The following is a 25,780-nucleotide window of genomic DNA, read 5'->3' as shown; positions in this document are numbered from 1 at the left end:
TGACGACGGGGGCGGGCAGGGTGAACCGATGTTCGGCGGGTCGCCGCCACCGTCCCAGGTCGGCGCGGGCGACCTTGCCGGGTTCGGCACCGCGCAGCGCCCGCGCCCAGGCCGCGCGGGCCCGCTCGCGGTCCAGGGTGGCGGACTGGTCGAGAAATGCGGCGAAGGCCGGGGCGGCGGGCAATCCGTGCCCGTGATAGCTCAGCAGCAGTTCGCGCAGCAGGATGCCCAGCGACCAGCCGTCGAGCAGCGCGTGGTGGTGGGTGATCAGGAGGGTGGCCGACCGGGGGCCGGTGCGCACCAGGGTGGCGCGCAGCGGTGGGGCCGCGAGCGGATCCATGCGAGCGTCCTCGGCCAGTGCCACGCGCACCGCGCCGTCCCATTCGGTGGCCTGGTGGTCGACCATCGGGCGGTCGGCGGACGCGCGGTCGCCGAGATCTACTACGCGCCAGGGCAATTCCAGATCGGCGCGGATCTCGTAGCGCGGACTCTCGCCGTCGATGACGAAACGTCCCAGCAGGTGCGGATGCCGGCCGAGCACCATGCGCAGTGCTTCGGCCAGCCGTTGCGCGTCGATTCGACCATCCAGCGTCACTACGGCCTGGACGAGATAGGGATCCTCGCCCTCCCCCGCCTGGAGCAGCGAGTGGAACAGCAGCCCGGCCTGCAAGGGCGTGGTCGGCAGCAGGGTGCGGCCGTCCGGCGGGGCGGGGGCGGGGCGGGTGAGGCTGGGTGGGAGTGCCCCGGCGCTGCCAGCCAGTGCGCGAATGTGCTGCTGTTCGAACACATCCCGCGGCGTCAGAGCGAATCCGGCCGCGCGAGCGCGGTCCGCCAACCGGATGGCGAGAATGCTGTCGCCGCCGATGGCGAAGAACCCGTCCTCGACCCCGAAGCCGTCGTACCCGAGCACCTCCGCGAAGACCGCGTGCAACCGCGCCTCGGCGTCGGTGCGCGGCCGGGCATCGGCCGTGCTCCCGCCGGTCGCGAGCGCGCGCAGTCGGCGTTCGTCGACCTTGCCGTTGGGGGTCGTCGGAATGGCGTCGACGGTCACGATCGTGGCGGGTACCGCGTGGGCGGGCAGCCGTTCGGCGAGACCCGCACGAATCGCGCCCGTATCGATGCCGTCCCCGGCGACGAAGGCCGCCAGCCGCCGGTCCCCGGGCCGGTGTGCCACGGTCAGCACCACCGCCGCCCGCACGGCCGGGAGCGCGCACAGCGCGGCCTCGATCTCGCCGGGCTCGATGCGGAAGCCACGGATCTTGACCTGCCGGTCGGCCCGCCCGAGGTAGTCGAGCGTCCCGGCCTCGGTCCATCGCGCGATATCGCCGCTGCGGTACATGACCGTGCCGGGTGCGCCGAACCGGTCGGCGACGAATCGCGCCGCGGTGACGCCCGGCCGACGCAGGTATCCGGCGGCGACACCCGGACCCGCCACGTAGAGCTCCCCGGGCACCCCCGGCGGGCACGGGCGCAGGGCGGCATCGAGCACGTACACCGCCAGATCGGCCAGGGGCGTGCCGATGTCGCTCGCCGCGGCGGCGTCGGCCAGTTCGGTTCCGGTGGTGAACACCGTGGTCTCGGTGATGCCGTACATATTGACCAGCCGCGGCCGTCGCGGATCGTGCCGCGACCACCACTCGGCCAGCCGCCACGGCTCCACCGGCTCCCCGCCGAAGATGATGTGACGCAGGGCGAGCCGGTCGCCGTCGACCGGTCGGTCCGCCTCGGCGTCGACCAGCATGCCGAATGCGGACGGCGTCTGATTGAGCACCGTAACCCGCTGTGCCACCAGCAGATCCAGGAAATCGCGCGGTGAACGCGCCACCTCGGCGTCGACCACGACGAGCTTGCCGCCGTGCGCCAGCGCACCCCACATCTCCCAGACCGAGAAGTCGAATGCGGTGGAGTGGAACAGGGTCCAGACATCATCCGCGCCGAAGTCGAACCACGATCGGGTCGCGGTGAGCAGCCGGACCACGTTCGCGTGCGTGACCACCACGCCCTTCGGCGTCCCGGTGGTGCCGGAGGTGTGGATGACATAGACCGGGTGCGCCGGTCCGGGTCGCCGCGGCTGCCGGGGCGCGACCTGGGGCGGGTCGCCGATCCGCAGTACGTGCCGCGCCGCAGTGGATTCCGGGAGCACCACCTCCGCCCCGGCGATGACGAGCGTCGGGGCCGCATCGTCGATGATGGTGCGCACCCGCCGCTCCGGATAGGCCGGATCCAGCGGCACATATCCCGCGCCGGTCTTCAGCACCGCCAGGATCGCCACCACGAGATCGACCGAACGCGGCAGCGCGAGACCCACGAAATGCCCCGGGCCGACGTCGTATCCGGCGAGAACGCGGGCCAGCCGCTGTGCGCGCAGATCGAGTTCGCGATAGGTGAGCGCGGTATCGCCGTGCACCACGGCGGGAGCGGAGGCGTGCGCGACCGCCGTGCGCTCGAACAGATCGACCAGGGTGTCCGACGGTGCAACGGTGACGGCGGGTCCGGCCGGATCGGGCACGGTCCGCAGTCGGGCCAGCGGACGGTCCCGCGGCGCGGCGGCGAGGGCGGCGAGGGTTTCGGTCAGCCGCCGGTGGTGTGCGGTCAGGTCGTCGTCGGAGTAGCGCAGGGTATTCGACTCGAGCACCACCGACAGCGTCGGATCACCGTTGTCGTAGAGGCTGATGTTCAGATTGTCGGAGCGCCCGGCGGCGAGATGGCGCAGGGTGGCCGGTTCGGAGCCGAAGCGCAGATCCTTCTGCATGGGCATCACATTGACGGTGGGGCCGATGACGCCGCCGCCGAGCCCGCTCGCGCCCAGCTCCGCGAGCATCTCACCGTACTGGAAACGCTGGTGGCGCAGGATGATCAGCGATTCCGCGCGCACGGCCGCGAGTAGATCGCCGACCGTGGCGGCCGGGTCGACCGTGATCCGCAGCGGGAGCACATTGGCGGTCATGCCGAGCGCGTGCCGGGAACGCTTGGCGGGGACGGCCAGACCGAGGGTGACCGTGCGGACCCCCGAATCAGCGTGCAGCAGTAAAGCGATGGCCGCGAAGGCCCAGACCGGCCACGGTGTTCCGGAGGATTCCGCGCGGGCGCGCAGCGCTTTCCACTCGGACTCGCCCAGCACACCGGCACGGCGGAGGAATCGCGCGCCATCGGTGATCGGCGGCGAACCGCCGAACTGCGGTGCGTCATAGGGTTCGTCGGTCGCGAGCCGATCCGCCCAGAACTCTCGGTCGGCCGTGAACCGCGCGGAGGCGCGGAATCGCTCGTCCTCGGCGATCAGGTCGGCCACCCGGTCGAACACCGATTCCGCCACCCGATGCCCGCGCAGCAGCGCGGTGTAGGTGTCGGCCACGCGGCGAATGAAGGCGGCCGAGGACGCGCCGTCGAGGATCAGGTGGTGGGATCGGATGAACCACAGCGTGCCCGCCGCGCCGAGGTCGAGCAGGTGATGTTCGAACAGCGGCGTACGGCTCAGGTCGAAGGGCCGGTCCAGGGCCGCGTCCATATGGCGCGCCGCCGCATCGTGCGGATCGGCGGCGGCACGAAAGCTGGTGCGGTGCAACGGCCAGTCGGGCAGCTCCTCGATCACTTGCACAGCGGTGCCGTCGGTGGTGGTCTCGAAGCGCACCCGCAGGGTTTCGGCTCCGGCGACGACGATCCGCAACGCTCGCTCGAACACCGAGTCGTCGATCGCGCCGTGTATGTGCACGTAGCCGCCGACGATCAGGCGTCGGCCGGTGTCGTCGAGTTGCTGTGCGACCCAGACCTGTTGCTGTGCGCGCGTGAGCGGAAAGCGGGCGGTCACACCAGCTCCTCGATCGTCAGGTGCGGGTCGCTGGCGATGGTGGTGAGCAGTCGCCGCATAGCGGCACCGATCTCGGCGATCTTCGCCAGATCGAAGACGTCGCACAGATAGCCTATTCGGACGCGCAGTTCACTTCCCGGTTCCACGGTGACGGTCAGCGGATAGTGGGCGGCGTCGGTGACTTCCAGTCGCGCACCGGTCACGCCATCGACGGCGGCGGCCGCTGCGCTGAGCTGTTCGGTGTCCACCGGATAGGACTCGAAGGCGAGAACGGTATCGAACAGCGGGTCGCGGAACCCGGCGGCGGTGTGGATCTCGGTGAGGCCCAACTGATGATGCTCGATCAGCTCCGCCTGCTCGGCCTGCACCGCCCGCAATAGATCCGCCACGGACGTGCCCGCCACGACGCGCACCCGTACCGGCACGGTGTTGATACACAGTCCGACAATCGATTCCACGCCGGGCACCGTGGCCGGGCGGCCCGAGACTGTAGCACCGAACACCACGTCGTCGCGTCCGAGTGCGCGCCCCAGCTGAATCGCCCAGGTCACTTGCAGCACGGTGTTGACGGTGACCCCGAGTTCCGCGGCGGTGACGCCGAGTGCGGTGGTGGTCGCCGCATCGAGGGACCACCGGTGATCCGCCGTCGTGACCGCGCTGTCGTGGCTCCGGATCCCCGGGGCGACCAACGTCGGCGCGCGCACGCCATCCAGCGCCCGTCGCCAGGCTCGCGTGGCGACGACCGTATCTCGCCCGTGGTTCCAGGCGAGGTAGTCGCGGAAAGTGCCCAGCGGGGCAGGCAGCGACTCGTCGGTGGCGTAGAGCGCCAGCAGATCACGCAGCACCAGTGGGACGGACCAGCCGTCGAGCAGGATGTGGTGATACGTCACCACCAGAACGTGCTCCGCGTCGGCGACGCGGGCCAGCGTGAAGCGCAGCAGCGGCGGGTGGGCCGGATCGAATCGGCGCGCCCGCTCCCGCGCGGCCAGCTCCGCCAGGTCGTGCTCCGTCTGCAGGGCCACGTCCCGCCAGGGCAGTTCGACCATCTCGGGCACCACTTGCCGGGGCGTGCCGGCGGTGTCGAAAACGAAGGCCGCGCGCAGGTTCGGGTACCGCTCGAGAATGCGCTGCCCGGCCTGCCGTAACCGGTCGCGGTCGATCGGCCCGCTCAGTCGCACGACCGTCTGCACGTTGTAGACGTCGGCGATATCGGTGTCTCCCGGCGCCGCGACGGTGGCGTGGAAGAGCAGACCGGATTGCAGCGGCGCGAGCGGCCACACCTCGGTGAGGCTCCCGTAGTCCCGCTCCCAGCCGAGGATGTCGTCATGGCGCACCCGCACCAGCGGGAAATCCGACGGGGTGTGCCCGCCGGCGTCCGCGGCGCGCGTGTGCGTCGCGATCGCGTCGAGCGCGGTCACCCACAGTCGGGCCAGTTCCGACACCTCCGCTTCATCGAGAAGTGTGCTGGGGTAGGCGAATCCCGCGTGCAGGGCGGCGCCCGCCACGATCGCGTTCACTTCGAGCGCGGCCGCCGCGGGCAGATCCGGGTCGGGACGGGCGTCCGGTGTCGCGAACACCCCACCGTCCCGGTCCTCGACGCGGCCGAGGTAGTTGAAGGCGACCTGCCCGGGCATGGCGTCCGGAAGCTGTTCGCCCGTATCGGGATTGAGGTAGCGGAGCAGACCGTAGCCGATCCCGTGCTCGGGAACGGCGCGCAGTTGCTCCTTGATCGTCTTGAGCGCCGTCCCGGTCGCGGCGGTCCCGGCCAGCGCCGCGTCGATGTCGAGCTCGCCGAGGTCGAGACGCACCGGGTAGAGGGAGGTGAACCAGCCGACCGTGCGGGACAGGTCCGCACCCGGCGCGAGCTGCTCCGCGCGTCCATGACCTTCCAGCCGCAGCAGCGACACCGGGGCGTCCGTGCCCCGTCCGGCTCGCCATGCCGCGAGGGCGACGGCCAGCGCGGCGATCAGGATTTCGTCGACCCCGGCATGGAAACGCGCGGTAGCGGTGCGCACCAGCGCCGCGGTGACCGTGTCGTCCACGGTGATGTCCACGGTCGCGAGGCGATCGGCGGTGTCGATGACGGGGTCGAGCGGCCGCACGGTCAGCGGCGGTTCGACCGTCGCGCACACCCGCCGCCAGTGGGCGAGTTCGGCGATCCGGTCGGGTGCGTGCGCGGCGTCGAGCAGTGCGTGTGCCCAGCGGCGCATGGACGTGCCGACCGGCTCCAGCCGCGGCACGACCCCCTGGGCGGCGGCCGCCAGCGCGGTGAACAGGTCGGGCAGCAGGATCCGCCAGGAGACGCCGTCCACGGCGAGGTGGTGCGCGCAGATGATCAACCGGTCCGGTCCGCTCCCCTGTTCCGGGGTGAGGTGGACGAACTGCACCATCACCCCGGCCGCGGGGTCGAGCCGGTCCAGCGCGGCGTCGACGGCCGTGGCGGTCAGCGTGCGCACGGCCTCCGAGTCGGCGGCGTCCACGGTGATGTGCCGCACCGACTCCGCGGCCGCGAGCGCGCCCACCGGTTCGGTCCGGAAGCGCCATTCACCGGACTCGTCGCGGAACAGCCTGGCGCGCAACATATCGTGGCGGTCGATGAGCGCCGTGGCGGCGGCGACCACATCGTCGTGACCGGTGCGCGCGGGCAGTTCGACGGTCAGTGTCTGGTTGACCCGGCGGAAGCCGCCGCCGCGTTCGGTCAGCCACCGCACGACGGGCGTGAGCGGGATGTCACCGACACCGCCGCCCGGAAGTTCCGGCAACGCGTTCGGCACGTCGGCGTCGCTGCCCAGCAGCCTTGCGACAGCAGCGATCCCGGCGACCGTGCGGTTCTCGAAGATCTCGCGCGGGGTGACGTGCAGGCCGCGGGCGCGCGCCCGGGCGGCGAGTTGGATGGAGATGATGCTGTCGCCCCCGAGCGCGAAGAACGAGTCGTCCACGCCCGGCCGGTCGACGCCGAGCACTTCGGCGAAGAGGTCGGCCACCAGATGTTCGACCGGGGTGCGCGGAGTGCGGTCCGAGCGCGGGGCCGGGACCGGATCGGGAAGCGCCGACAGATCCAGTTTGCCGTTGCCGGTCAGTGGGATCGCGTCGACCGGCACGATGGCAGCCGGTCGCAAGTACACCGGAAGGCGCTCCGCGAGGTGGGCTTCCAGTACCTCCACGATGGGCGTGGCTGTCGAAGCGGGCACCACGTAGGCGATCAACCCAGCGGCCCCGGAAGGAGCGGTGCGGACCACGGCGACCGCTCGCGACACCGACTCGTGTTCCAGCAGTACGGCTTCGACCTCACCCGGCTCGATGCGATAGCCGCGAATCTTCACCTGGTGATCGGCGCGGCCGAGGTATTCGAGCTGTCCGTCGGCATTCCAGCGCGCCAGATCGCCGGTGCGATACAGGCGAGCGCCGGGCGCACCGATCGGATCGGCCACGTAACGTTCGGCGGTGGTCGCCGGGCGAGCATGGTAGCCACGGGCGAGTTGGACGCCGGTCAGATAGAGCTCACCCCGGACACCGACCGGAGTCGGTCGCAGCCGGGAATCCAGCACGCGCACGGTCATTCCCGGCAGACCACGGCCGATCACACTGGCCCGCATCGACTCGGCGTGTGCCCGCCCCACCACGAAGTGGGTGGCGTGCACGGTCGCCTCGGTGATGCCGTACAGATTCGAAATCCGGGTTTCCCCGGCCGGATCGGTGTCGTACCACGCCAGCAGCCGTCGCGGGTCCACCGCTTCGCCACCGAGCACGATCTGCCGCAGCGCCGGTGCGGCGGTGCGACCGAAACCGGAGTCCAGCAGTGCCGAGAAGGCCGACGGGGTCTGGCTCAGCACCGTGACGCGCTCACGGGCAAGCAGTTCGGCGAACTCGCCGGGCGACCGTGTCAGTCCGTCCTCCACGACGACGAGCGTGCCGCCGCCGGACAGCGCGCCCCACAGCTCCCACACCGAGAAGTCGAAGGTGTGCGAGTGGAACATGGTCCACACATCGGTGTGATCGGCGTCGACCAGGGTTCGGGCGGCGGTGAGCATGCCGACCACATTGCGATGGGTGACGCACACCCCCTTCGGGCGGCCGGTGGAGCCCGAGGTGTAGAGCACGTAGGCGGTATCGTCCGGCCGTGGCGGCAGCGGAACGCGATCGGCCGCCGCCGTCGTCTCTCCGTTTCGTGCCCACCCACCTACCCGGTCGCGCCCGGCAGCTGCCGAGCCGTCGTGGGCTCCCGTGCCGGCGGAATCCTGCGCGGCGGCTATTTCTCCGGCCCCGTCGAGAACCACCTGCGGCAGCCCGTGCGCGGGCAGCGCGGCGTGATCGGCCACGGAGGTGACAACGCAGACCGGATCTGTTTCGGCGAGTACGAATGCCAGGCGTCGCGTCGGATCGCCCGGATCCAGCGGTACGTATCCCGCCCCGGATTCGAGCACGCCGAGCAGCGCCACGATCAGTTCGACGGAGCGTGAGACACCGACGGCCACCAGCGATCCGGCTCCGACGCCGCGGACGGCGAGAGCCCGCGACAGCGCCGCGACGGCCGCACCGAGGGTGCGGTAGGTCAGGGTGCGGTCCCCGCAGCGCACCGCGACGGCGTCGCCGCGCGCGGCAACCTGGGCGCGAAAGAGGTCGACCAGGGTCGCTTCCGGCAGCCGCACGGCCGGACGCTGCCAGTCCCGCAGCACGCGAAGCCGCTCCGCCTCGTCGAGCACCTCGATGTCGGACACCGCGGTCGCCGGATTCGCGGCGAGCGCCTCCAGTACCCGGGCGAACCGCTCACCCAGACGCACCACGGTGGCCTCGTCGATCTGATCCGGCCGCCAGCCGGTGAGCAGGTGCAGCCGGTCGGTCTGCCGAACGGTCAGCGTGAGCGGGTAGTGCGTTGCCTCCCGGGAGCGCACCCCGGTGATGGCGAGGTCGGCGTAGGCGAGGGCGTCCGCGCGCAGCTGTGCCGCGTCGACCGGATAGGACTCGACGACCACGAGGGTGTCGAACAGTCCGGTCTCGCCGAAGCCGGTCTGTACGCCGATCTCGGGCAGGCCCAGGTGATGGTGCGCCGTGAGCCCGAACTGTTCCCGCTGCACGCGGCGCAGCAGTGCGCCCACGGACTCCCCCGGCAGCAGACGAATCCGCACCGGGATCGTATTGATGAACAGCCCCACCATGTTCTCGACGCCCGCGAGTTCGGCTGGACGACCCGAGACCGTGGTGCCGAAAACGATGTCGGTGCGATCGACGGTGCGCGACAACAGAATCGCCCACGCTGCCTGGACGACGGTGTTGACGGTCACCTCGAGCTCGGATGCCAGGCGGTGCACCGCACGGGTCCGGTCCTCGTCGAGGTCGAACGCCCGCTCCCGGGGCAGGGCCGCGGGGGCTGGCGCGATGGCGTCACCCGTGAGCAGTGTCGGCTCCGCGAGCTCCGCCAGCGCCCGCGCCCATGCCTGTCGGGAGGCCGAGTCGTCCTGTCGGGAGCGCCATTCCACATAATGGCGGTACGGGCGCGGCGATTCGAGCTCGAAACCGGCGTAACCGGCCATGATCTCACGCAGCAGCAGCGGAATGGACCAGCCGTCGAGCAACAGATGATGGCAGGTCACCGCGAATTCGGTGCGGCCGTCCGCGAGGCGGAGGAGCAGGAAGCGCAGCAGCGGCGGCGCGGTGAGATCGAACGGTGTGGTGCGGTCGGCGTCGAGCAGGCGGTCGTAGTCCTCGGCCGCCACCGTCAGGTCCACCTCATGCCACGGCAGGACCGCATCGCCGGTGACGATCTGGACCGGCGCGCCGTCGCTGGCGACCTCGAACGCGGTGCGCAGGTTGGCGTGTCGATCCAGCACCGCCGCGGCCGCGGAACGCAGCCGCGCCGCGTCCACCGCTCCCTCCAGGCTCAGCACCAGCTGCACCGTGTACACATCCACCATGCCCGGATCGAACAGGGCGTGGAACATCATGCCCGCCTGCAATGGCGTGACCGGCCATACCTCCCGCAGTGTCGGGTACCGCGCCTCCCAGGTATCGATATCGCCCTGGGAGAGGGCTGTCAGCGGGAAATCGGACGGGGTGTATCCGCCGCGGGTCCGCGGGTCCCGCGCATGCCGGGCCACGGCGGCGAGCGCCGCCCGCCAGAGCTCGACCAGTTCCGCACCGTCGTCGTCACCGAAAATGCCGCGCGCGTAACCGAAGCTGGTCACCAAACGGTTGCCGAGAACGATGGAGTCCACCTCCACCGCTCCCAGCGCGCCGCGGCGGGAGTCGGGCCGGATGATCAGCCTGCCGAATTCGGTGGACGGCAGGAAGCCGATTCCGGCCAGCTCGGCGGGAATGTCGAGCCCGGTGATGTGCCCGAAGTAGTTGAACGAGATCTGGCCGGGCTCGCCCGACGGCAGCGCGGCGGCGGTGTCCGGGTTGAGGTGGCGGAGCAGACCGAAGCCGAAACCGTTGTGCGGCAAGGCCCGCAGCTGTTCCTTGACGGCCTTGAGGGCGTGTCCCATGGCGGGTCCACCCGCGAAGGCGTCGTCGAGATCCACGCCGCTCAGGTCCAGTCGGGCCGGGACGATGGAGGTGAACCAGCCGACGGTGCGGGACAGTTCCGTCCCGGGTACCGCGTCCTGTTCGCGGCCGTGGCCCTCCAACCGCAGCAGTACCGTGCGTTCGTCCGCATCGCGCCGGGCGCGCCAGCGTGTCACCGCCAGCGCGAGCGCCGTCAGCAGGGCGTCGGCGACCCGGGCCCGGTAGCGGTCGGGGATGGCGGTGAGCAGGGCCTCGGTATCGGCCTCGTCGAGTTCGACACTGGTGTGCGCCACCTCGGTGGCCATATCGAGGTGTGGGTCGAAGGGCCGGTCGCCGAACGATGGATCCGGGCCGGTCACGATCTCGCGCCAGCGCGGCAGTTCGGCGGTCACCGATTCGCTGTGCGCGGTGTCGACCAGCGCGTGCGCCCAGCGACGCATGGACGTACCCACCGCGGGCAGCCGAGGCGTGGTGCCCGCGGCGACGGCCGCCCAGGCGGCGATGAAATCGGGCAGCAGGATGCGCCAGGAGACGCCGTCGACGGCGATATGGTGCGCGGCGATGATGAGCAGGCCGGGGGCGGTCGCCGAATCCGGTGTCAGCCAGACGAATCGCAGCACCTCGCCGGCGGACGGGTCGATGCGGTCGACGGCCCGGTTCACCTCGGCCGTGGCCAGGGCCAGCAGGTCGTCGTGTCCGAGATCGGCGGCGTGCTCCACCCGGTGGATTCGGGAGTCCACGTCGACGCTGCCGGGTGGGGTCACCAGGACACGCCAGTCGCCGGAGTCGTCGCGGTAGAGACGCGAGCGCAGCATGTCGTGGTGGTCGACCACCGCCGTGATGGTGGACACCAGTGCGGCGCGGTCGATTCCGGCGGGCAGTTCGAGGGTCATGGACTGGCAGAAGCGGTCGAAGGTACCGCCGCGCTCGACCAGGAACCGGATGACCGGCGTGAGCGGCAGTTCTCCGACACCACCGCCAGGCAGCTCGGCGAGCGGTGGAACCTCCTCCACGCCAGCGGTTTCGGCGATGGCCGCCAGCCGGGCGACGGTGCGGTGTTCGTACACCTGCTGCGCGGTGACGGCGACGCCGCGGGCCCGTGCCCGGGAGACCAGCAGAATGGACATGATGCTGTCGCCGCCGAGCGCGAAGAAGGATTCGTCGACGCCGACGCCGTCGCGGCCGAGCACCTCGGCATAGGCTGCGGCCAGGGCGGTTTCGGTCTCCGTGCGCGGAGCGCGGAAGGGCACCGGCTCGACGTCGGGGACGGGCAGCGCCGTGCGGTCCACCTTGCCGGAACGGTTCACCGGGAACTCGGCGAGCCCGATGATCGTCGCGGGCACCAGGTGCCGGGGCAGCAGGTCGCGCAATCGCTGGTCGAGGGCGGCGGTGTCGATGCGGTGACCGGCGGCCGGGGTGACATAGGCGACCAGTCGGCCACCGGAATCGCCGCCGTGCGCGACCGCGACCGCCTGTGCCACGGATTCCTGTGCGGTGAGCGCTGCTTCGAGTTCACCGAGTTCGATGCGGATACCGCGCAACTTCACCTGGAAGTCGGCGCGGCCGAGGTATTCCAGCTCACCGCGTCCGGTCGAGCGCACGATATCGCCGGTGCGGTACAGGCGCTGGCCGGGACCGCCGAAGGGGTCGGCGACGAAACGAGCCGCGGTGAGCGCGGCGCGGCGCACATAGCCGCGGGCGAGGGTCGCGCCGCCGAGGTACAGCTCGCCCGGTAGGCCGGTCGGCACGGGGCGCAGGCAGGCGTCGAGCACGTGGGCGCGGACGCCCCACGCGGGTGCGCCGATCGGCACCGCGGCGGTGGCGTGCTCGCCGACGGCATGCCGAGTGACGGCGATGGTCGCCTCGGTCGGGCCGTAGAGATTGTCGACGTGCGCGCCCGGTGCGACGGTGGGCAGGGTGGCGGCGAGGGCGGGGGTGAGCGCCTCACCGGCGAGCAGCACCCGGCGCACGCTCGGTGCCAGCGGTGCGGGCACGGCGCGCCGGTGCGCGGTGAGCGTGGACGGTGTGAACTGCACCGTGGTGACGTCGTATTCGGTGATGGTGCGGGCCAATTCGGCCGGGTCGCCGTACCCGCCGGAACCTTCGATCACCAGTCGCGCCCCGGTGGTGAACGGCCACAGCACTTCCCAGGCCGAGACGTCGAAGGTCAACGCGGTCTTGCGCACCACCGCGTCGGTATCGTCCAGCGGATGCAGTCGCCGCATCCAGGCGAGGTGGGTACGGACGGCGGCATGGGTGACGCCCACGCCCTTGGGTTCGCCGGTGGAGCCGGAGGTGAACAGCACGTAGGCGAGGTGGTCTGGACGCAGCGGGGCGATGCGGTCGGCATCGGTAATGGTGGTGTCCGATTCGCCCGCGAGGTCGAGTTCGTCGATGTGGATGACGCGGACACCGGCCGGGGCCTCGAATCCGGCCGCCCGCGTGGTGAGTACGCAGATCGGGCGCGCGATGTCGAGGGTGCGGGCGTGCCGGGCACGCGGGTGTTCCGGATCGAGCGGCAGATACGCGGCACCCGTCGCCACCACCGCGTGGACCGCGAGGATCTGTTCCGGCGAGGGGCCGATGGCGAGGCCCACCAACTGTTCCGGCCCGGCTCCCAGGGTGATCAGCCTGCGCGCCAGTCGATTCGAGTCGTGGTGCAGCTGCGCGTAGGTCATGCGGGTGTCGGACCCGACGAGCGCGATCGCCTCCGGTGAGCGGGTCGCCTGCGCGGCGAAGAGATCGGCGAGAGTGGCGGGGGTCGCGCTCTCGGCCGAGGGCTCGTCGCCGATGAGGTGATCGATCTCGTCCGGCGCGGCGATATCCACCCGCGCGATGGGCGTGTGCGGCGCGTGGGCCAGCCGCCCCAGCAGCCGGCCGAAGCGGTCTCGGTGGGAGCGCGGTGCGCCGGGAACGGCGATCCGCCAACCGCCTTCCGCCCGATCGTCCACGCATACGATGAAGGCGTCCCCGTTCCCGGACCACGCCGAAATCCGTACCGCCTCGATGCCGTCGGCAGCGGAGCCGCCCAGCATGCGCACGGCCAGCGGCCACCGCCCGTGCACCGGCGCATCCGGCCACGGCTCGTCGATATCCGGAAGATAGCGGTGTCTGCGCGCCTTGCGCAGCTCCCGCCCCACCAGGCGGGCAATGGCATCGAACCCGGCCCACGGCGGCACCGGAATACGCAGCGGCACAGCGGTATCCCCGTTGTCCAGTGCGACGACGACGGAATCCGCCATGGCGAGCCGAGTCCCGTACACCGCCAGCGCGGCCAGCACCACCGCCGGTGTGCCGCCCCCACAGGCACGCGCCAGCCTGGCGAGTTCCCGCGCCCCATCCACGGCCACCCACAGCGGCGCGGCCGAATCGCCGAGCGTAGCCCTATCGAGCGCCGTAGTCGTGGAACCACTGTCCGCCGCGGCGCGCGGATTCGGCGCTGCGATGCGACCGGACTCCTCCCCCGTGGGCTGGCGCACGGTGACATCGACTGTCGTCGTGTGAGATGTTCCGGGTGGCGATGGCCGTGTGGTCGCCCGGGACGCGGCGGAGTGGTTCGCGGGCATCGCGTCATCCGCCGTCGCGGGCGGTGGCGCGGGGAGAGGTTCGGGGCGGGCGGCGGTGGCGAGGGCGTGTTCCCAGAACTCGCGGTCGGCGGCCCACGCGCCGGATTCGCGGTATCGGCGTTCGTCTTCCCAGCGGTCGGCGGACGCGCCGAACGGCGGGGTGGGCTCGGCGGTCGCACCGCTCAGGTCAGCGATAGTCATGGAATCCTTGTCCGGTCTTGCGGCCGAAATGTCCGGCGGTGACGAGCGCCGCGAGCGCGGGCGGCACCCGGTAGTGCTGCTCGCCCGTCTCGCGCCGCAGCACCTCGATGGTGTCGGCGACGTTGTCCAGGCCGATCAGATCCGCGGTGCGCAGCGGACCCATGCGATGGCCCAGGCACTGTTCGAAAAGGTCGTCGACGGTGGCGGCGGACTCGCCCGCGTCGAGCAGGGCGGCGGCCTCCGCGATGCTCAGCATGAGCAGCCGGTTCAGGACGAAGCCGGGGCGGTCGCCGACCACGATCGGCTGCTTGCCGAGTGCGGTGAGCAGATCGGTGGCGCGGGCCATGGTGTCGGGCGAGGTGGCCGCACCGCGCACCACCTCCACGGCGTCGGTCAGTGGGGCCGGATTCATGAAGTGCAGGCCGAGCACCCGGTCCGGGCGGGCGGTCGCGGCGGCCAGCCGGGCGATGGGAATGGCGGAGGTGATGGAGGCGAGCACGGTGTCGTCGGGACACACGCGGTCGAGGTCGGCGAACAGCTTCTCCTTCAACTCGATCCGCTCGACGGCGCATTCGATGACGAAGTCGGCCGCGTCGAATTCGTCGATGGTGTCGGACCAGCGCACCCGGCGGGCGGAGTCGAGCGCGGTGCGGCGATCACCGCGGCCCAGCAGCAGGGCCAGGCGCACCGCCTCGTCGAGTCCGCGGCGCGCCCGCTCCACGGCGGTCGGATCGGGTTCGACCACGATCACCTCGCGCCCGGCCTGCGCGAGGCATTGCGCGATGCCCGCGCCCATGGTGCCCGCTCCGAGCACACCCACGACCCCGGTCATCGGATCACCTCCGCTTCGGCGATGCGACGCACCGCGATATCGGGCACCGGATCCTCCGGCGTCTCCCGCAGGCCCCGCAGCAGGCGGACCAGATCGGCGAGCAGCTGCCGTGCGGTCGATTCGTCGAAGAGTTCGGTGGCGTACGACAGTTCCAGCACGGAGAGGTCATCGGTTGCCCGTGCGAGCGCCAATTCCGTTGTTTCGGTAGGGGTATCGCCGAATCGCAGGGCTGCGGCACCGGCGGGCCCCGCCGGTGCCTCCAAGGTTTCAGCGGCCCGCGCGCACAGGTCGGATCCGGTGGGCTCGTCGGCGAGGTCCATGCGGGCCACGCCGTTCGGCAACGCCACGGCCACCTCGTCCGAACCGGAGTACCAGCTCAGCAGCGCCACCCAGGCGGCGAGCAGGTCCGCGTCCGCGGGCGCGGACTCCAGCCGCTCGCGCACCACGCCGGGCGTGTAGCCGGTATGTGTTCCGCGCGGGCGGTCCGTCGGAATATCCAGTGCCGCCGTCTCTTCCGCTTCGGCCAGCGGTGCGGGCGCGGGGGCGATCAGCTCCTCGATCGACCGTTCCGGGGCGGAATCCACCACTTCGGTGAGGATGTCGAGGTAGGCGGCCGCGAAGCCCGCGGCGGTGCGCTGCGTGAACAGTTCGGTGCTGTACTCGAAGCAGGCGAGCATGTCGTGGCCGTCGCTGCGGTCGTAGGTGATCAGGCTGAGGTCGAATTTCGCTGTGCCGGGCGGCAATCCGCCGAAGGCGTTGTGAATCGAGTGCTCCAGGTCGAAGAACTCCGTCTCCTCCCCGCTGAGCGGATTGGCCGCGCCGGTACTGGTGAGGTCCTGGTGGACGTAGAGCACATCGAAGATCGGGGTGCGGGACAGGTCGCGCTGATCGTCGAGCGCGTGCACGACGCGTTCGAAGGGGATCTCCTGATTCTCCAACGCTCCCAGGACGATTGCGCGCACCCGCTCCAGCACGTCGGCCAGCGTGGCGGGACCGGAGAGGTTGGCGCGCAGGGCCACGGTGCTGTTGAAGAAGCCGATGAGACCCTCCAGCTCGCGGCGGGTCCGACCGGTCGTGGGCGTGCCGACGACGAGATCGCGCTGCCCGCTGCGCCGGGCGAGCAGCAGATAGAAGGCGGCCAGTAGCACCACGAACAGTGAGACCGATTCCCGTTTGGCGACAGTGCGGGCCGCGGCGAGCAGCGCCGCCGGAACCGTGAACGGCTCCAGTTCACCGGTGAACGTCTTGCGGGCCGGACGCGGGAAGTCGGTGGGCAGCCGCAGTTTCGGCGCATCGCGCAGCACGTGCACCCAGTAGTCCAGCTCGTGGTCGAGTGCGCCGGAGTCGAGCAGCTCGCGATGCCAGCGCGCGTAATCGCGGTAGCGGATCGGCAGCGGCTCCAGTTCGGCGGTGCCCCCCTCCTGTCGCGCGGCGTAGAGCACCGGGATCTCGCGGGCGAGAATCCCCGGGGTCTGACCGTCGGTGACGCAGTGGTGGCAGACCACCTGCAGCACATGGGTATCGGGACTCAGTGTCACCACCAGCACCCGCACCATCGGGTCGCGGGCCAAGTCGAACGGCCGGACGGCGGCCTCCTGGATGAGCGCGCGGGCCCGGGCGACCGGATCCGGGTCGCCGGAGACGTCCACGACGCGGAAGAAGTCCACCAGCGCGGGGCGCACCCGCACCGCCGGAAGGCCGTTCTCCTCGACCAGGTTGTAGCGCAACGGTTCGTGGCGCTCGGCGAAATCCTCGAAGGTGCCCTTGACGGCGTCGATATCGATCGGCCCGCGCAGCAGGTTGACCACCGGGTAGTTGTAGAGGGTGGTGTCGGGCACGAGCTGGTGGTGGAACCACATGCGCTCCTGTCCGGGCGACATGACCAGCTCATCGGTGCGGGTGATGGGCGGCACCCCGCGCGCCGCCGGGCTCGCCGCGGGCTCCGCCGTGCGCGCACCGGTACGCAGCAGGTCGGCGAAATCGGCGACCGTGGGCCGCTCGTACACATCGAGCAGCTTGGGCCGGAACCCGAACGCCTCCTCCACCCGCTCGACCAGCTGCACGGCGATGATCGAATTGCCGCCGACGTCGAAGTAATCGTCGTCCGGCCCGATCTCGGCCTCCGCATGCAGCAGCTCACGCAGCACGCCACTCAGCCACGCGGTCGCATCCTCGGGTACGGGCGTGCGCCGGGTGCGGACGGCAGCCTCGTCGGACGCGCTCGCATCGGCAGGGGCGGCGGTCACCGCGCCCACCGTCGCAGCGACATCGGCAGCGGTCGCGCCAGCACCGACAGCCGAGTCGGACGTGCTCGCATCGGCGGGGGCGGCGGTCACCGGGGCCGCCGTCGTCGCGGCACCGGACGCGGCTGCACCGGCAGCGGGCGCGTGGGACGCAGCGGCATCGGACGCGGCCGGACGGGTGGTGGCAGCGGTCGCAGTCCCGCCGACACCGGCAGCAGCAATCGCGGTCACGGGCACTCCGGCACTCGTCACAGTCCCGCCACTGCCGGCACCCGTCGCAGTCGCGGCTGGATCGCTGACGGAAGCGGTCTCGGTCGCGCGGGTCGTGGCGGCATCGGACGCGGCGGGAGTGGTGGCCGCGCCGGTCGAGGTGGGGGCAGCGGCGGTGGGAAGGTCTACCCAGCACCGTGTTCCGTGCATCGGATGTCCGGGCAGTCGCACCCGGCGGCCCTCGACCGCCTGCATCCCCCAATCGAGGTCCACTCCCCGCTCGTAGAGGCGGGCCAGGATGCCGAGCGGTCCGCCGGAATCCGGCGCGCCGAACAGCACTTCCGCATCGGAGCGGTCCGCGAGGTCCTCGGCCAGGAAGCGACCCAGTACACCGTCCCGGCTGGGGTCGACGAAAACCACCGAGCCGTCCCGCAACAGAGTCTCCGCGGCGGTACGCAACCGCGCCCGGTCCACCGTGGGTGCCGCCGCCGCGGCGGCCAACTCCCCCGCATCCACCCTCTCGCGCGAACCCAGCAGATAGCGAGCGAGGAACTTCGACGCTCCTCCGCTGAGTACAGCTCCGAACCGAATCCCCCAGTCGCGCAGCAGGTCATGAGCCGCGAGCTGCCCGGCGAGCGCATCCGCTACCGCGCCGACGGCAGGCAACTGCACGGGCAGCGAGGCCCCCACCGAGTGCGTAGTCCCCTCCCCGATCGTCCCATTCGCATCGACGGAACCTGCTGCGGTCGAATGCGTTCCTTCGGCACCCGCACCGGCGGCAGCAGCCGCCCCCGCACCGGCCCCGACGCGCGGATCAACCGGCGTCGCACCGGGCGAGAGCAGCAGCGCCACTCGCGGCGCGACCGGCCGCGCACCGGCCTGCTCGACGGCGCTACCGCGCATGTCGAGCGCATCCGCCAATTCCGCATTGCCGCTGGCGGTTACCGCGACACGGTAGCCGAGGTGCGCCCGGCCCCGACCGAGGGTGAAGGCGACATCCGCGAACTCGACCGCACCGCCCCGCACATACCCCGCGAGCGTGCCACACAGTTCCGCCAACGCGGCGGGAGTCCGAGCCGACACCCCGACAAGCCGCCGAACCGGCGCACCGTCCACCCGCCCGACATCACGCGGCAAACGTCCGCCCTCGAGGTCGGCGTTCCGCCCTCGGCCGACGTCATCCGCCAGCACCCGACCGCTCTCAGCGGGATCCGCACGCAGTGACCGCCCGCCTTCCTCGCCCCGCCCCCGCCCGGCACTGTGTCGCAGGTCCGCATTCGCACGGTCGACAAATTCTTCCGGTCGCAGCGCGCCCCGCGCTCCCGAACCACCGCTGGTCGCTCGCGGCACCTCACCATTCGTGGTCAGCACCCCCGCCTCGCGGTCCTGCGGCACGGCATCATCCGCCGGTGGATGCCCGTCCGTCCCACTCACCGCCCGTCCGACATCCTCGGTGCGCATCCGCCCAACCATCCCCGGCTGCCCGACATCCGACCGCTGTGGAGAGTCGACGTGCGCACGGTCGCCGGGGGCTATCGGTGGCGGCGCGACCCATTCCGCGGTGTCGCCGTTGTTCGCTTGCCGCACAGCGCCATTCGTGGCCGGCTCCCCCGCCTCGCGAACGTGCGGCGCGGTGTCATCCGCCCTCGGCGCGGGATCGGTCGCCGGGGGCGCATCCTCGGTCGGCGATGACATTGCCGTGGCGGACCGGGCGGTCGTTCGGGCCGCGATATCGGTACGCGGGTCGGCATCGTGCGGCGAGGCCACGCGCGCGACCCGTTCGCCCATCAGGGCCATCTGCGCCACGGTTGCGGGCGCAGGTGGGCGCGCGTCCGGCGCTTGCTGGATGACGCAGTGGGCGTTCGCGCCGCCGAGGCTGTAGGAGCTCACGCCCGCCAGGCGGGGGGTGTCGCCCGGCCAGGGGCGCGGGGTGGTGACCACTTCGATTCCGGCGGCGGCCAGGTCGAGGTCGCCGGTGGGGCGGTGGAAGTGCAGGGACGGGAAGAGTTGACCGTGGGCGACGGAGAGGACCGCTTTGACCAGGCCCGCTACTCCGGCAGCGTGATCGAGGTGGCCGATATTGGTTTTGACCGAGCCGATCGGCAGTGGTGTGTCGCGGTCGGCGAAAGCGGTGCGCAGGCCCTCGAGTTCGACGGCGTCACCCAGGCGGGTGGCGGAACCGTGTGCCTCGAGGTAGCCGGCGGTGCGGGGGTCGACCCCCGCCTTGCGCCAGGCGCGGTCGATGACCCTGGCCTGGGTGGCGGCGCTCGGGGTGCTGATGGTGGCGCTGGAGTGTCCGTTGTGCAGGACGGCGCTGCCGCGGATGACGGCGTACACCGGTGCGCGGTCGGCGCGGGCGCGCGCGAGGGTGGTCAGCAGCAGGGCCGCGCCGCCCTCACCGGGGACGGTGCCGTCGGCGTCGGCGTCGAAGGCCCGCACCTGGTTGCCGGGTGAGGCGATCTCGGTCATGGTCCGCGCGGTCCAGGCCGGGGAGCCGCCCGCGCGTACGCTCACGCCCCCGGCGAGCGCGTAATCCGCGTCGCCGCCGCGCAATTCCCGGCAGGCGTGGTGCACGGCGATGAGGGAGGCGTTGCAACCGCTGTCGACGGCGTAACACGGACCGTCGAAACCCAGCAGATGCGCGATTCGGGCCGGGGTGGCGAAGGGCAGATTGCCCAGCATGGCGAGCGGTCCCGGATCGACGGCCATGGCGTGATAGCCGGGCATGGGTGCGCTGAACACCACCGCCGTGCTCGCCGACCGCAGGGTGTCGGGGGCGTATCCGGCGTCCTCGACGGCGCGGTAGGCGAGTTCCAAGGCGATCCGCTGTTGCGGATCCATCAGCGCCGCTTCGCGTTTGGACAGCCCGAAGAAGGCGTAGTCGAAGGTGTGGATATCGGTGAGGTGGCCCATGGGCAGGTACCGGACGCGGCGGTCCAGGCCGGTCGCCTCGGCGCGGGAATCCGGCATGGGGCCGATGGAATCGCGTCCGGCGGCGAGATTGGCGCGGAACTCGTCCAGGTTCGCCGCGTCCGGGAAGCGCGCGCCGATCCCGATGATGGCGATGTCGTCGTCACGTAATGCTGGCGTGGTCACGATGTCCTTCACACCTCGAATGCCAGGGGGATGTCGGCCGCCGTGGCGGGTTCGGCGGTGTGCGCCGGGTCCGCGGGCAGCGCGGCGGCCTGCGCGGCCACGGTGTCCAGATCGAACAGCAGGCCCACCGAGATCGCGCCCGGCCAGCGCGCCTCCAGCCGCAGGTGCAGCGCGACCACACGATGGGAGTTGCCGCCGACGTCGAGAAAGCGGTCCTCGCGGTCGAATTCGTCGTGCAGCAGCACTTCCGACCAGATCGCGCCGATCGCGCGCTCGGCCTCGGACCAGTCGTCCCGCGAAACCGGCTGCCGATCAACGGGTTTGTGCAGCAGCGCGCGCAGGGCGGATTCGTCGAGCTTGCTGCTGCCCGCCGCGATCGGCAGCGCGTCGATGGGTACGAAGCGCGCCGGAACCGCCTCGGGCATCAGACGTTCGGCACAGAACTCGGCCAACGCACTCGATGCGGGCGAGACGGCGGCGCTGTCCACCGGCACCCAGAAGCCGGCCAGATATACGGTGTCGTCGACATCGGTGACCGGCAGTACGACCGCTTCACGCACGGCCGGATGGGCTTCCAGCACCGTCTCCACCGCACCGCGTTCGATGCGCACACCCCGAACCTTGAGCTGACTGTCGGCGCGCCCGTGGAATTCGATATCGCCGTGGGCGTCCGTGCGGGCGAGGTCGCCGGTCAGGTACATGCGCGCACCCGGTTCGGCGGCGAACGGGTCGGCCACGAAGCGGGTCGCGGTCAGGCCAGGCTGGGCGGCGTAGCCATCGGTGATCTGTCCGCCGCCGAGGTACAGGTCGCCCCGCGTGCCACTGCGGACCGGACGCAGCCGATCGTCCAGCAGGTGCGCCGTGCTGCCCGCGGTCGGCCTGCCGATCGGCACCACCTGTCTCGGGATGTCCGCGACGGTGTGCACGATGCAGGTGACGGTCGCCTCGGTGGGGCCGTATTCGTTGTACAGGGCGGCGGCGGGCAGGGTCTCGCGGTGTTCGTCCACCACACGCGCCGACAGCGCCTCGCCGGCCAGCGTCACGATGTGCAGCGTCGACCGCAGTCCGACCAGACGCGGCAGTAGCAGCCGGTAGAACGACGGGGTGGCGACGAGGTGGGTCACCGCGTGGCGACGGGCTAGCGCGGCGACCGCGTCCGCGTCGCGCAGCATCCGGGCGTCGGGCAGCACGCTCGTGCCACCCACCGTGAGCGCCCAGGCCAGCGCCATCAGGGAACCGTCCCAGATCAGCCGCATGGCCGAGAAAGTGACCAGTTCGCCATCGGTGTACGGGTAGTCCCGCGAGCCGATCAGGGTGGCGAGATTCGCGCGGGAAACCACCACCACCTTGGGCACGCCGGTGGAGCCGGAGGTGGTGATGGCGTAAGCGGGCGCTCGCGACAGCGGCCGACCCGGCAGTGGCATCTCGGACGATTCCGCCCGCACGGCGACGTCGAGCAGTGGCGGACCCCCCGTCGCGTCCGCCACTGCCGCCGCCACCCCGCCCGGCGTGAGCGGATCGCGGCCGTCGATGATCACGGCCCCGCAGTCCACCGCCGCCAGCAACGCGCCCAAGGACGCCTCACCACCGGGGCCGGGTTCGATGACGCACCAGGCCGCCGCCGCGCGCTGGGCCGCGATCATCCCGATCAGGGTATCCAGGCTCTGTTGCTGGTAGACGACGACCGTCTGCCCGGGACGCACCCCGGCGGCGAGCAGCCGACGCGCCAACGACGCTGTCGCGGTGTCGAGTTCGCGGTAGGTGACCGAGCGCTCCCCCACCACGAGGGCGGTGCGATCGGGTACTCGGCCGGCTTGGTGCAGAAACCCGTCGAGCAGGTCGGCGCTCGGCACATCGGTACTCGGTATATCGGTACTCGGTATATCGGCGCTCAGCGGGTCCGTGTTCATCGGACCACCTCGACATGATCGGTGCCGCCGATAGTCGCGGCCGGAGCCGTGCGGGCGAGCAGCATGCGGTCCCCCGCGCGCTCGACCACGTCGTATCCGGCGAAACGCAGGGTCACCAGCATGACCCGGTTCAGCGGTGTGGCAACGAATTCCGCGGCCGAGCGCAAACCGGCCGCGTCGGCGCGCCGCACCACCTCGGCGATGAAGGCGGTACCGACGCCGCGCGACATGACCCGGCAGGACATGAGCAGCAGGAGCAGGACCGAATCGGATCCGCGCCGTTCGGTCACCGCCAGCCCGATGGTGCCGTAGCCGCCGAAGCGGTCGGTGAGCGAGGCGACGAGCACCTCGTGGCGCGGGGAGGCGCACAGGGCCCGCAGTTCGGCGAGGTCGAAGGTGACGCCGGTGGTATTGAGCTGGTGGGTGCGTTCGGTCAGCTCGTGTGCGCGCACCAGATCGGCTTCGGTGGCCGGGCGCACCGTCATGACCAGATCCAGCGAGGCGAGGAAATCGGAGTCCGAACCGGCGAATTCGGCCTGGGACTCCTGGCGTTCGCGTTCCGCGCGATACAGCGCGCGACGCTGCCTCGCCTCGGATGTCGCGGTGGCGGGCGTGAATTCGGGTAGCCCCGGCAGTTCGGCAATGCGCTCGACCGGGTAGCAGCGCACCTCCGGGAGGGCGGTGGCCACCTCGGCCAGCTCGACCGGATCGTTGTCGACGAAGGCGATGGCGTCGCGTCCGATGTTCAGTGCCGCGGCGATGCGGCGGACGGCCTCCGACTTGGGACCCCAGCCGATCTCGACGGCCGAGAACATGTCCTCGATACCGTGGGCGCGCAAATGCGCCGTGGCGGCGGCCGGTTCACCGCGACTCGCGACGGCGTGCAGGATGCCGCGCTCGTCGAGAGTTCGGATGGTGTGCAGCACTTCGGCTTTCGGTGCGCCACCATCGGCTTCCAGGACGACGCCGGGCCACACCGTGTCGTCGAGATCCCAGACCAGGCATTTCACCGTCGTCATCACAGCCTCCGCAGCAGTCCGGCGCTCCACGCTGCGACCGGGCTGCTGTTCAACAGCAGTGCGTACGCATCGGTCGCACGGGTGGGTGCGGCGGCTTCGAGATTGACCAGCATGTCCATCGAGCCGAGATGGCCGTAGGCCGCCAGATTGGCGTGGCAGACCTTGTCGACCGGGCGGTCGAGCGCCTCCTCCCAGAAGGCGAACGCTCCCGCCGACAGGTTCTGCATGAGCATCGTCCCCGGCGCGCCGTGAGGAACTTCGTTGCGGCGCAGCAGTTCCGGGATGATCGTGTCGAATCGCTTCTTGCTCTCCACGGCGAGCCGGAAGGAATAGGTGGACTCGTCGGCGCACTCCTCCACCCAGTCCTCGGAGTCGGTGTCGCGGTAGTCGATACGGAACAGATCGGCGTATTTGCCTTCACTGCGCACGATCTGGTCGACGAACTCCCAGCGACCCGGACCGGAGGTGGTGACCAGCACCGCCGCCGCACCGTCGCCGAGCAGCGTCATGGGGGCGCGATAGCGGTTGCGGGTGGGTGTCTTGGCCGCGGTGACCACCAGGGCGGTGCGGCAGTGGGTTTCGGCGCGCACCAGGGCGGCGGCCAGGGTCAGTGCCGAGGAGATGGAGACACAGCCGAGATCGCCGACCGCTGTGGTGAAGGCGCGGGTGGCGCCGAGCCGGTGTTGCAGCCGGGTCGCCTCCGAGGCCAGCAGGTAGTGCGGTGCGCGGCCGGTGACCAGGATCAGCGCGTCCAGGTCTGCGGCGTCGAGCGCGGCCTCGTCCAGGGCGATGCGTGCCGCCTCGGCGGCGAGATCGACCTCGGTCATGGCGTCGGCCGTGCGCACCGTGTCGATGCCCAGTGCCAGGGCGTGGTCGCGGCGGTGCGCGGGCAGTTCGGACAGTTCCGCCAGGGTCGCGACCTCGGCCACGGTGTCCGGGAACCAGGTCGCGACCGGACCCAGCAGTACGCGGTCGTGCGTCATCGCGCACCCCGTACGACATGTTCACCCATGGTCACCTCGGCGACCTCCTGTGCTCCCTCGATGATTTGCATGACCTTGGCGTCGCGGTAGAACCGGCCGACGCGGCCGTCCGGTGCGCAGCCCGCCGCGCCGAGTACCTGCACGGCGCGCTCGCTGACCGTGGCCGCGGCGGCCGCGGCCGCGTATTTGGCGGTGATGGTGGCGATCAGCGCCGCCGGGGATCCGGCGATCCGAGCGTCGGCCGCGCGTTCGCACAATGCTCGAGCGCCTTCGACGTCCGCCCAGCCGCGGCCGAGCGTGGCGCGGACCAACTGGTGTTCGGCGAGCGCCGTTCCGCCCTGGACGCGGGTGGCGGCGTGAGCGGCGGCATCGTCGAGGCAGGCGCGCGCGAGCCCGACGCAGCCCCAGGCGACGGTGTAGCGGCCGTGATCCAGCGCCGTGCCGATGACGTGGGAGAGGCCGAATCCGGGCGGTGCGATCAGCTGGGTGGCGGGGATGCGCACCCGGTCGAACCGAATGGTCGCCAGCCGCGCGCCGCGCAGGCCGAGACCGCTGTCGGCGGGCTCCACCGCGACGCCGGGACGGTGCCGATCCACCAGTGCCGCGCACAGGCCGCCCGGGGCGGAGCCGGGCGCGGTCGGCCCGGATGCCGAATCGGGCGATCCACCCACCTTGCCGAGTACGAGGTAGACGTCCGCGCGCTGGCCGAAGGTGACCCACAGTTTGGTGCCGGTCACCAGGAATTCCTGGCCGTCGGGTGCGAAAGTCGTAGCGACAGCGGATAGTTCGGTGCCAGCATCGGCTTCGGTCGCCGCCAGCGCGGCAATGAGCTCACCGGAGGTGAGCCGGGGTAGCCACTCGCCGCGCTGCGCGGCCGTACCCCAACGGTCCACCGCGGCGGCGACCATTCCGTGCACCGTCAGCAGCGAACGCAGGCTGGTGCACGCGTGCCCCAGCGTCGCGGCCAGTTCGCCCAGCTCGCGCGCATCGCATCCGGCACCGCCGAATGCCACGGGCCGATCCGCGCCGAGCACCCCGGCCCGCGCCGCCCGCTCGACCATCGCATCGGGCAGCCCGTCACGATCCCACCGCGCGCCGTCCACGGCCGCGGCCCGGACGAGGTCGTCCACCGCGATCACGAGCGACTGTCCCCGCCCCGCTTGCGCTCGACGAAGGCGGCCGCCCGCGCCGCGCTGCGAAAGTTGTCCAGCTCGAGATCCTCGACCTCGACCGTGATGCCGTATGTCTTCTCGACATGCACGACGATCTCGAGCGCCCGTAGCGAATTCACCAGCCCGAGCGCGAAAATATCGTCATCCGGCGATATTTCGATCTCGGCCATCGACCCGAAGTAGGCCAGCAGCTCCTTCGTCAACTCCGCGCGCCGCGTCTCGACCCGCTCCAGGTCTCCCAC

General features: G+C 71.3%; 9 protein-coding genes (1 of these 9 cut by a window edge). All 9 read right to left on the bottom strand.

The features are described from left to right. Tightly spaced (each overlapping or abutting the next), the 9 genes in view from QJS31_RS04610 to QJS31_RS04570 form a layout consistent with a single transcriptional unit that may run on beyond the window. Nucleotides 1–3,805 carry the 5' portion of a non-ribosomal peptide synthetase gene (locus QJS31_RS04610; protein ID WP_306355995.1) on the bottom strand. It extends 3,716 nt beyond the left edge of the window, so only the first 3,805 of its 7,521 coding nucleotides appear in the window; it begins with the start codon at nucleotides 3,803–3,805; the stop codon falls past the left edge of the window. After that, nucleotides 3,802–14,073, bottom strand: coding sequence for a non-ribosomal peptide synthetase (locus QJS31_RS04605; protein ID WP_306355994.1), 10,272 nt, complete (start codon nucleotides 14,071–14,073; stop codon nucleotides 3,802–3,804). The genes QJS31_RS04610 and QJS31_RS04605 overlap by 4 nt, the downstream gene beginning before the upstream one ends. After that, a complete protein-coding gene (locus tag QJS31_RS04600; protein WP_282780367.1) occupies nucleotides 14,060–14,905 on the bottom strand; it encodes a 3-hydroxyacyl-CoA dehydrogenase family protein in 846 nt (281 codons plus the stop codon). Before QJS31_RS04600 ends, QJS31_RS04605 begins: the two co-directional genes overlap by 14 nt. Further along, nucleotides 14,902–20,466 carry a condensation domain-containing protein gene (locus QJS31_RS04595; RefSeq protein ID WP_306355993.1) on the bottom strand — a complete coding sequence of 1,855 codons (5,565 nt, stop codon included), beginning with the start codon at nucleotides 20,464–20,466 and terminating at the stop codon, nucleotides 14,902–14,904. The genes QJS31_RS04600 and QJS31_RS04595 overlap by 4 nt, the downstream gene beginning before the upstream one ends. Continuing rightward, nucleotides 20,463–22,364, bottom strand: coding sequence for an amino acid adenylation domain-containing protein (locus QJS31_RS04590; RefSeq protein WP_306355992.1), 1,902 nt, complete (start codon nucleotides 22,362–22,364; stop codon nucleotides 20,463–20,465). Before QJS31_RS04590 ends, QJS31_RS04595 begins: the two co-directional genes overlap by 4 nt. Continuing rightward, nucleotides 22,361–23,383 carry an HAD family hydrolase gene (locus tag QJS31_RS04585; protein WP_282784429.1) on the bottom strand — a complete coding sequence of 341 codons (1,023 nt, stop codon included), beginning with the start codon at nucleotides 23,381–23,383 and terminating at the stop codon, nucleotides 22,361–22,363. Before QJS31_RS04585 ends, QJS31_RS04590 begins: the two co-directional genes overlap by 4 nt. Next, complete coding sequence (locus QJS31_RS04580; protein WP_282784427.1) at nucleotides 23,383–24,366, bottom strand: 3-oxoacyl-ACP synthase; 984 nt, start codon at nucleotides 24,364–24,366, stop codon at nucleotides 23,383–23,385. Before QJS31_RS04580 ends, QJS31_RS04585 begins: the two co-directional genes overlap by 1 nt. Then, entirely contained in the window at nucleotides 24,363–25,505 is a 1,143-nt protein-coding gene (locus tag QJS31_RS04575; protein ID WP_282784425.1) for an acyl-CoA dehydrogenase family protein, read from the bottom strand. Before QJS31_RS04575 ends, QJS31_RS04580 begins: the two co-directional genes overlap by 4 nt. Then, the gene (locus tag QJS31_RS04570) at nucleotides 25,502–25,780 is read right to left on the bottom strand and encodes an acyl carrier protein (protein WP_282784423.1); all 279 of its coding nucleotides are present in this window, start codon (nucleotides 25,778–25,780) and stop codon (nucleotides 25,502–25,504) included. The genes QJS31_RS04575 and QJS31_RS04570 overlap by 4 nt, the downstream gene beginning before the upstream one ends.

The sequence above is a fragment of the Nocardia sp. CC213A genome, assembly GCF_030766805.1.
Taxonomy (GTDB): domain Bacteria; phylum Actinomycetota; class Actinomycetes; order Mycobacteriales; family Mycobacteriaceae; genus Nocardia; species Nocardia otitidiscaviarum.
The sequence above is the reverse complement of the archived record's forward strand: the minus strand, read 5'-3'. Positions and strand labels throughout refer to the sequence as shown.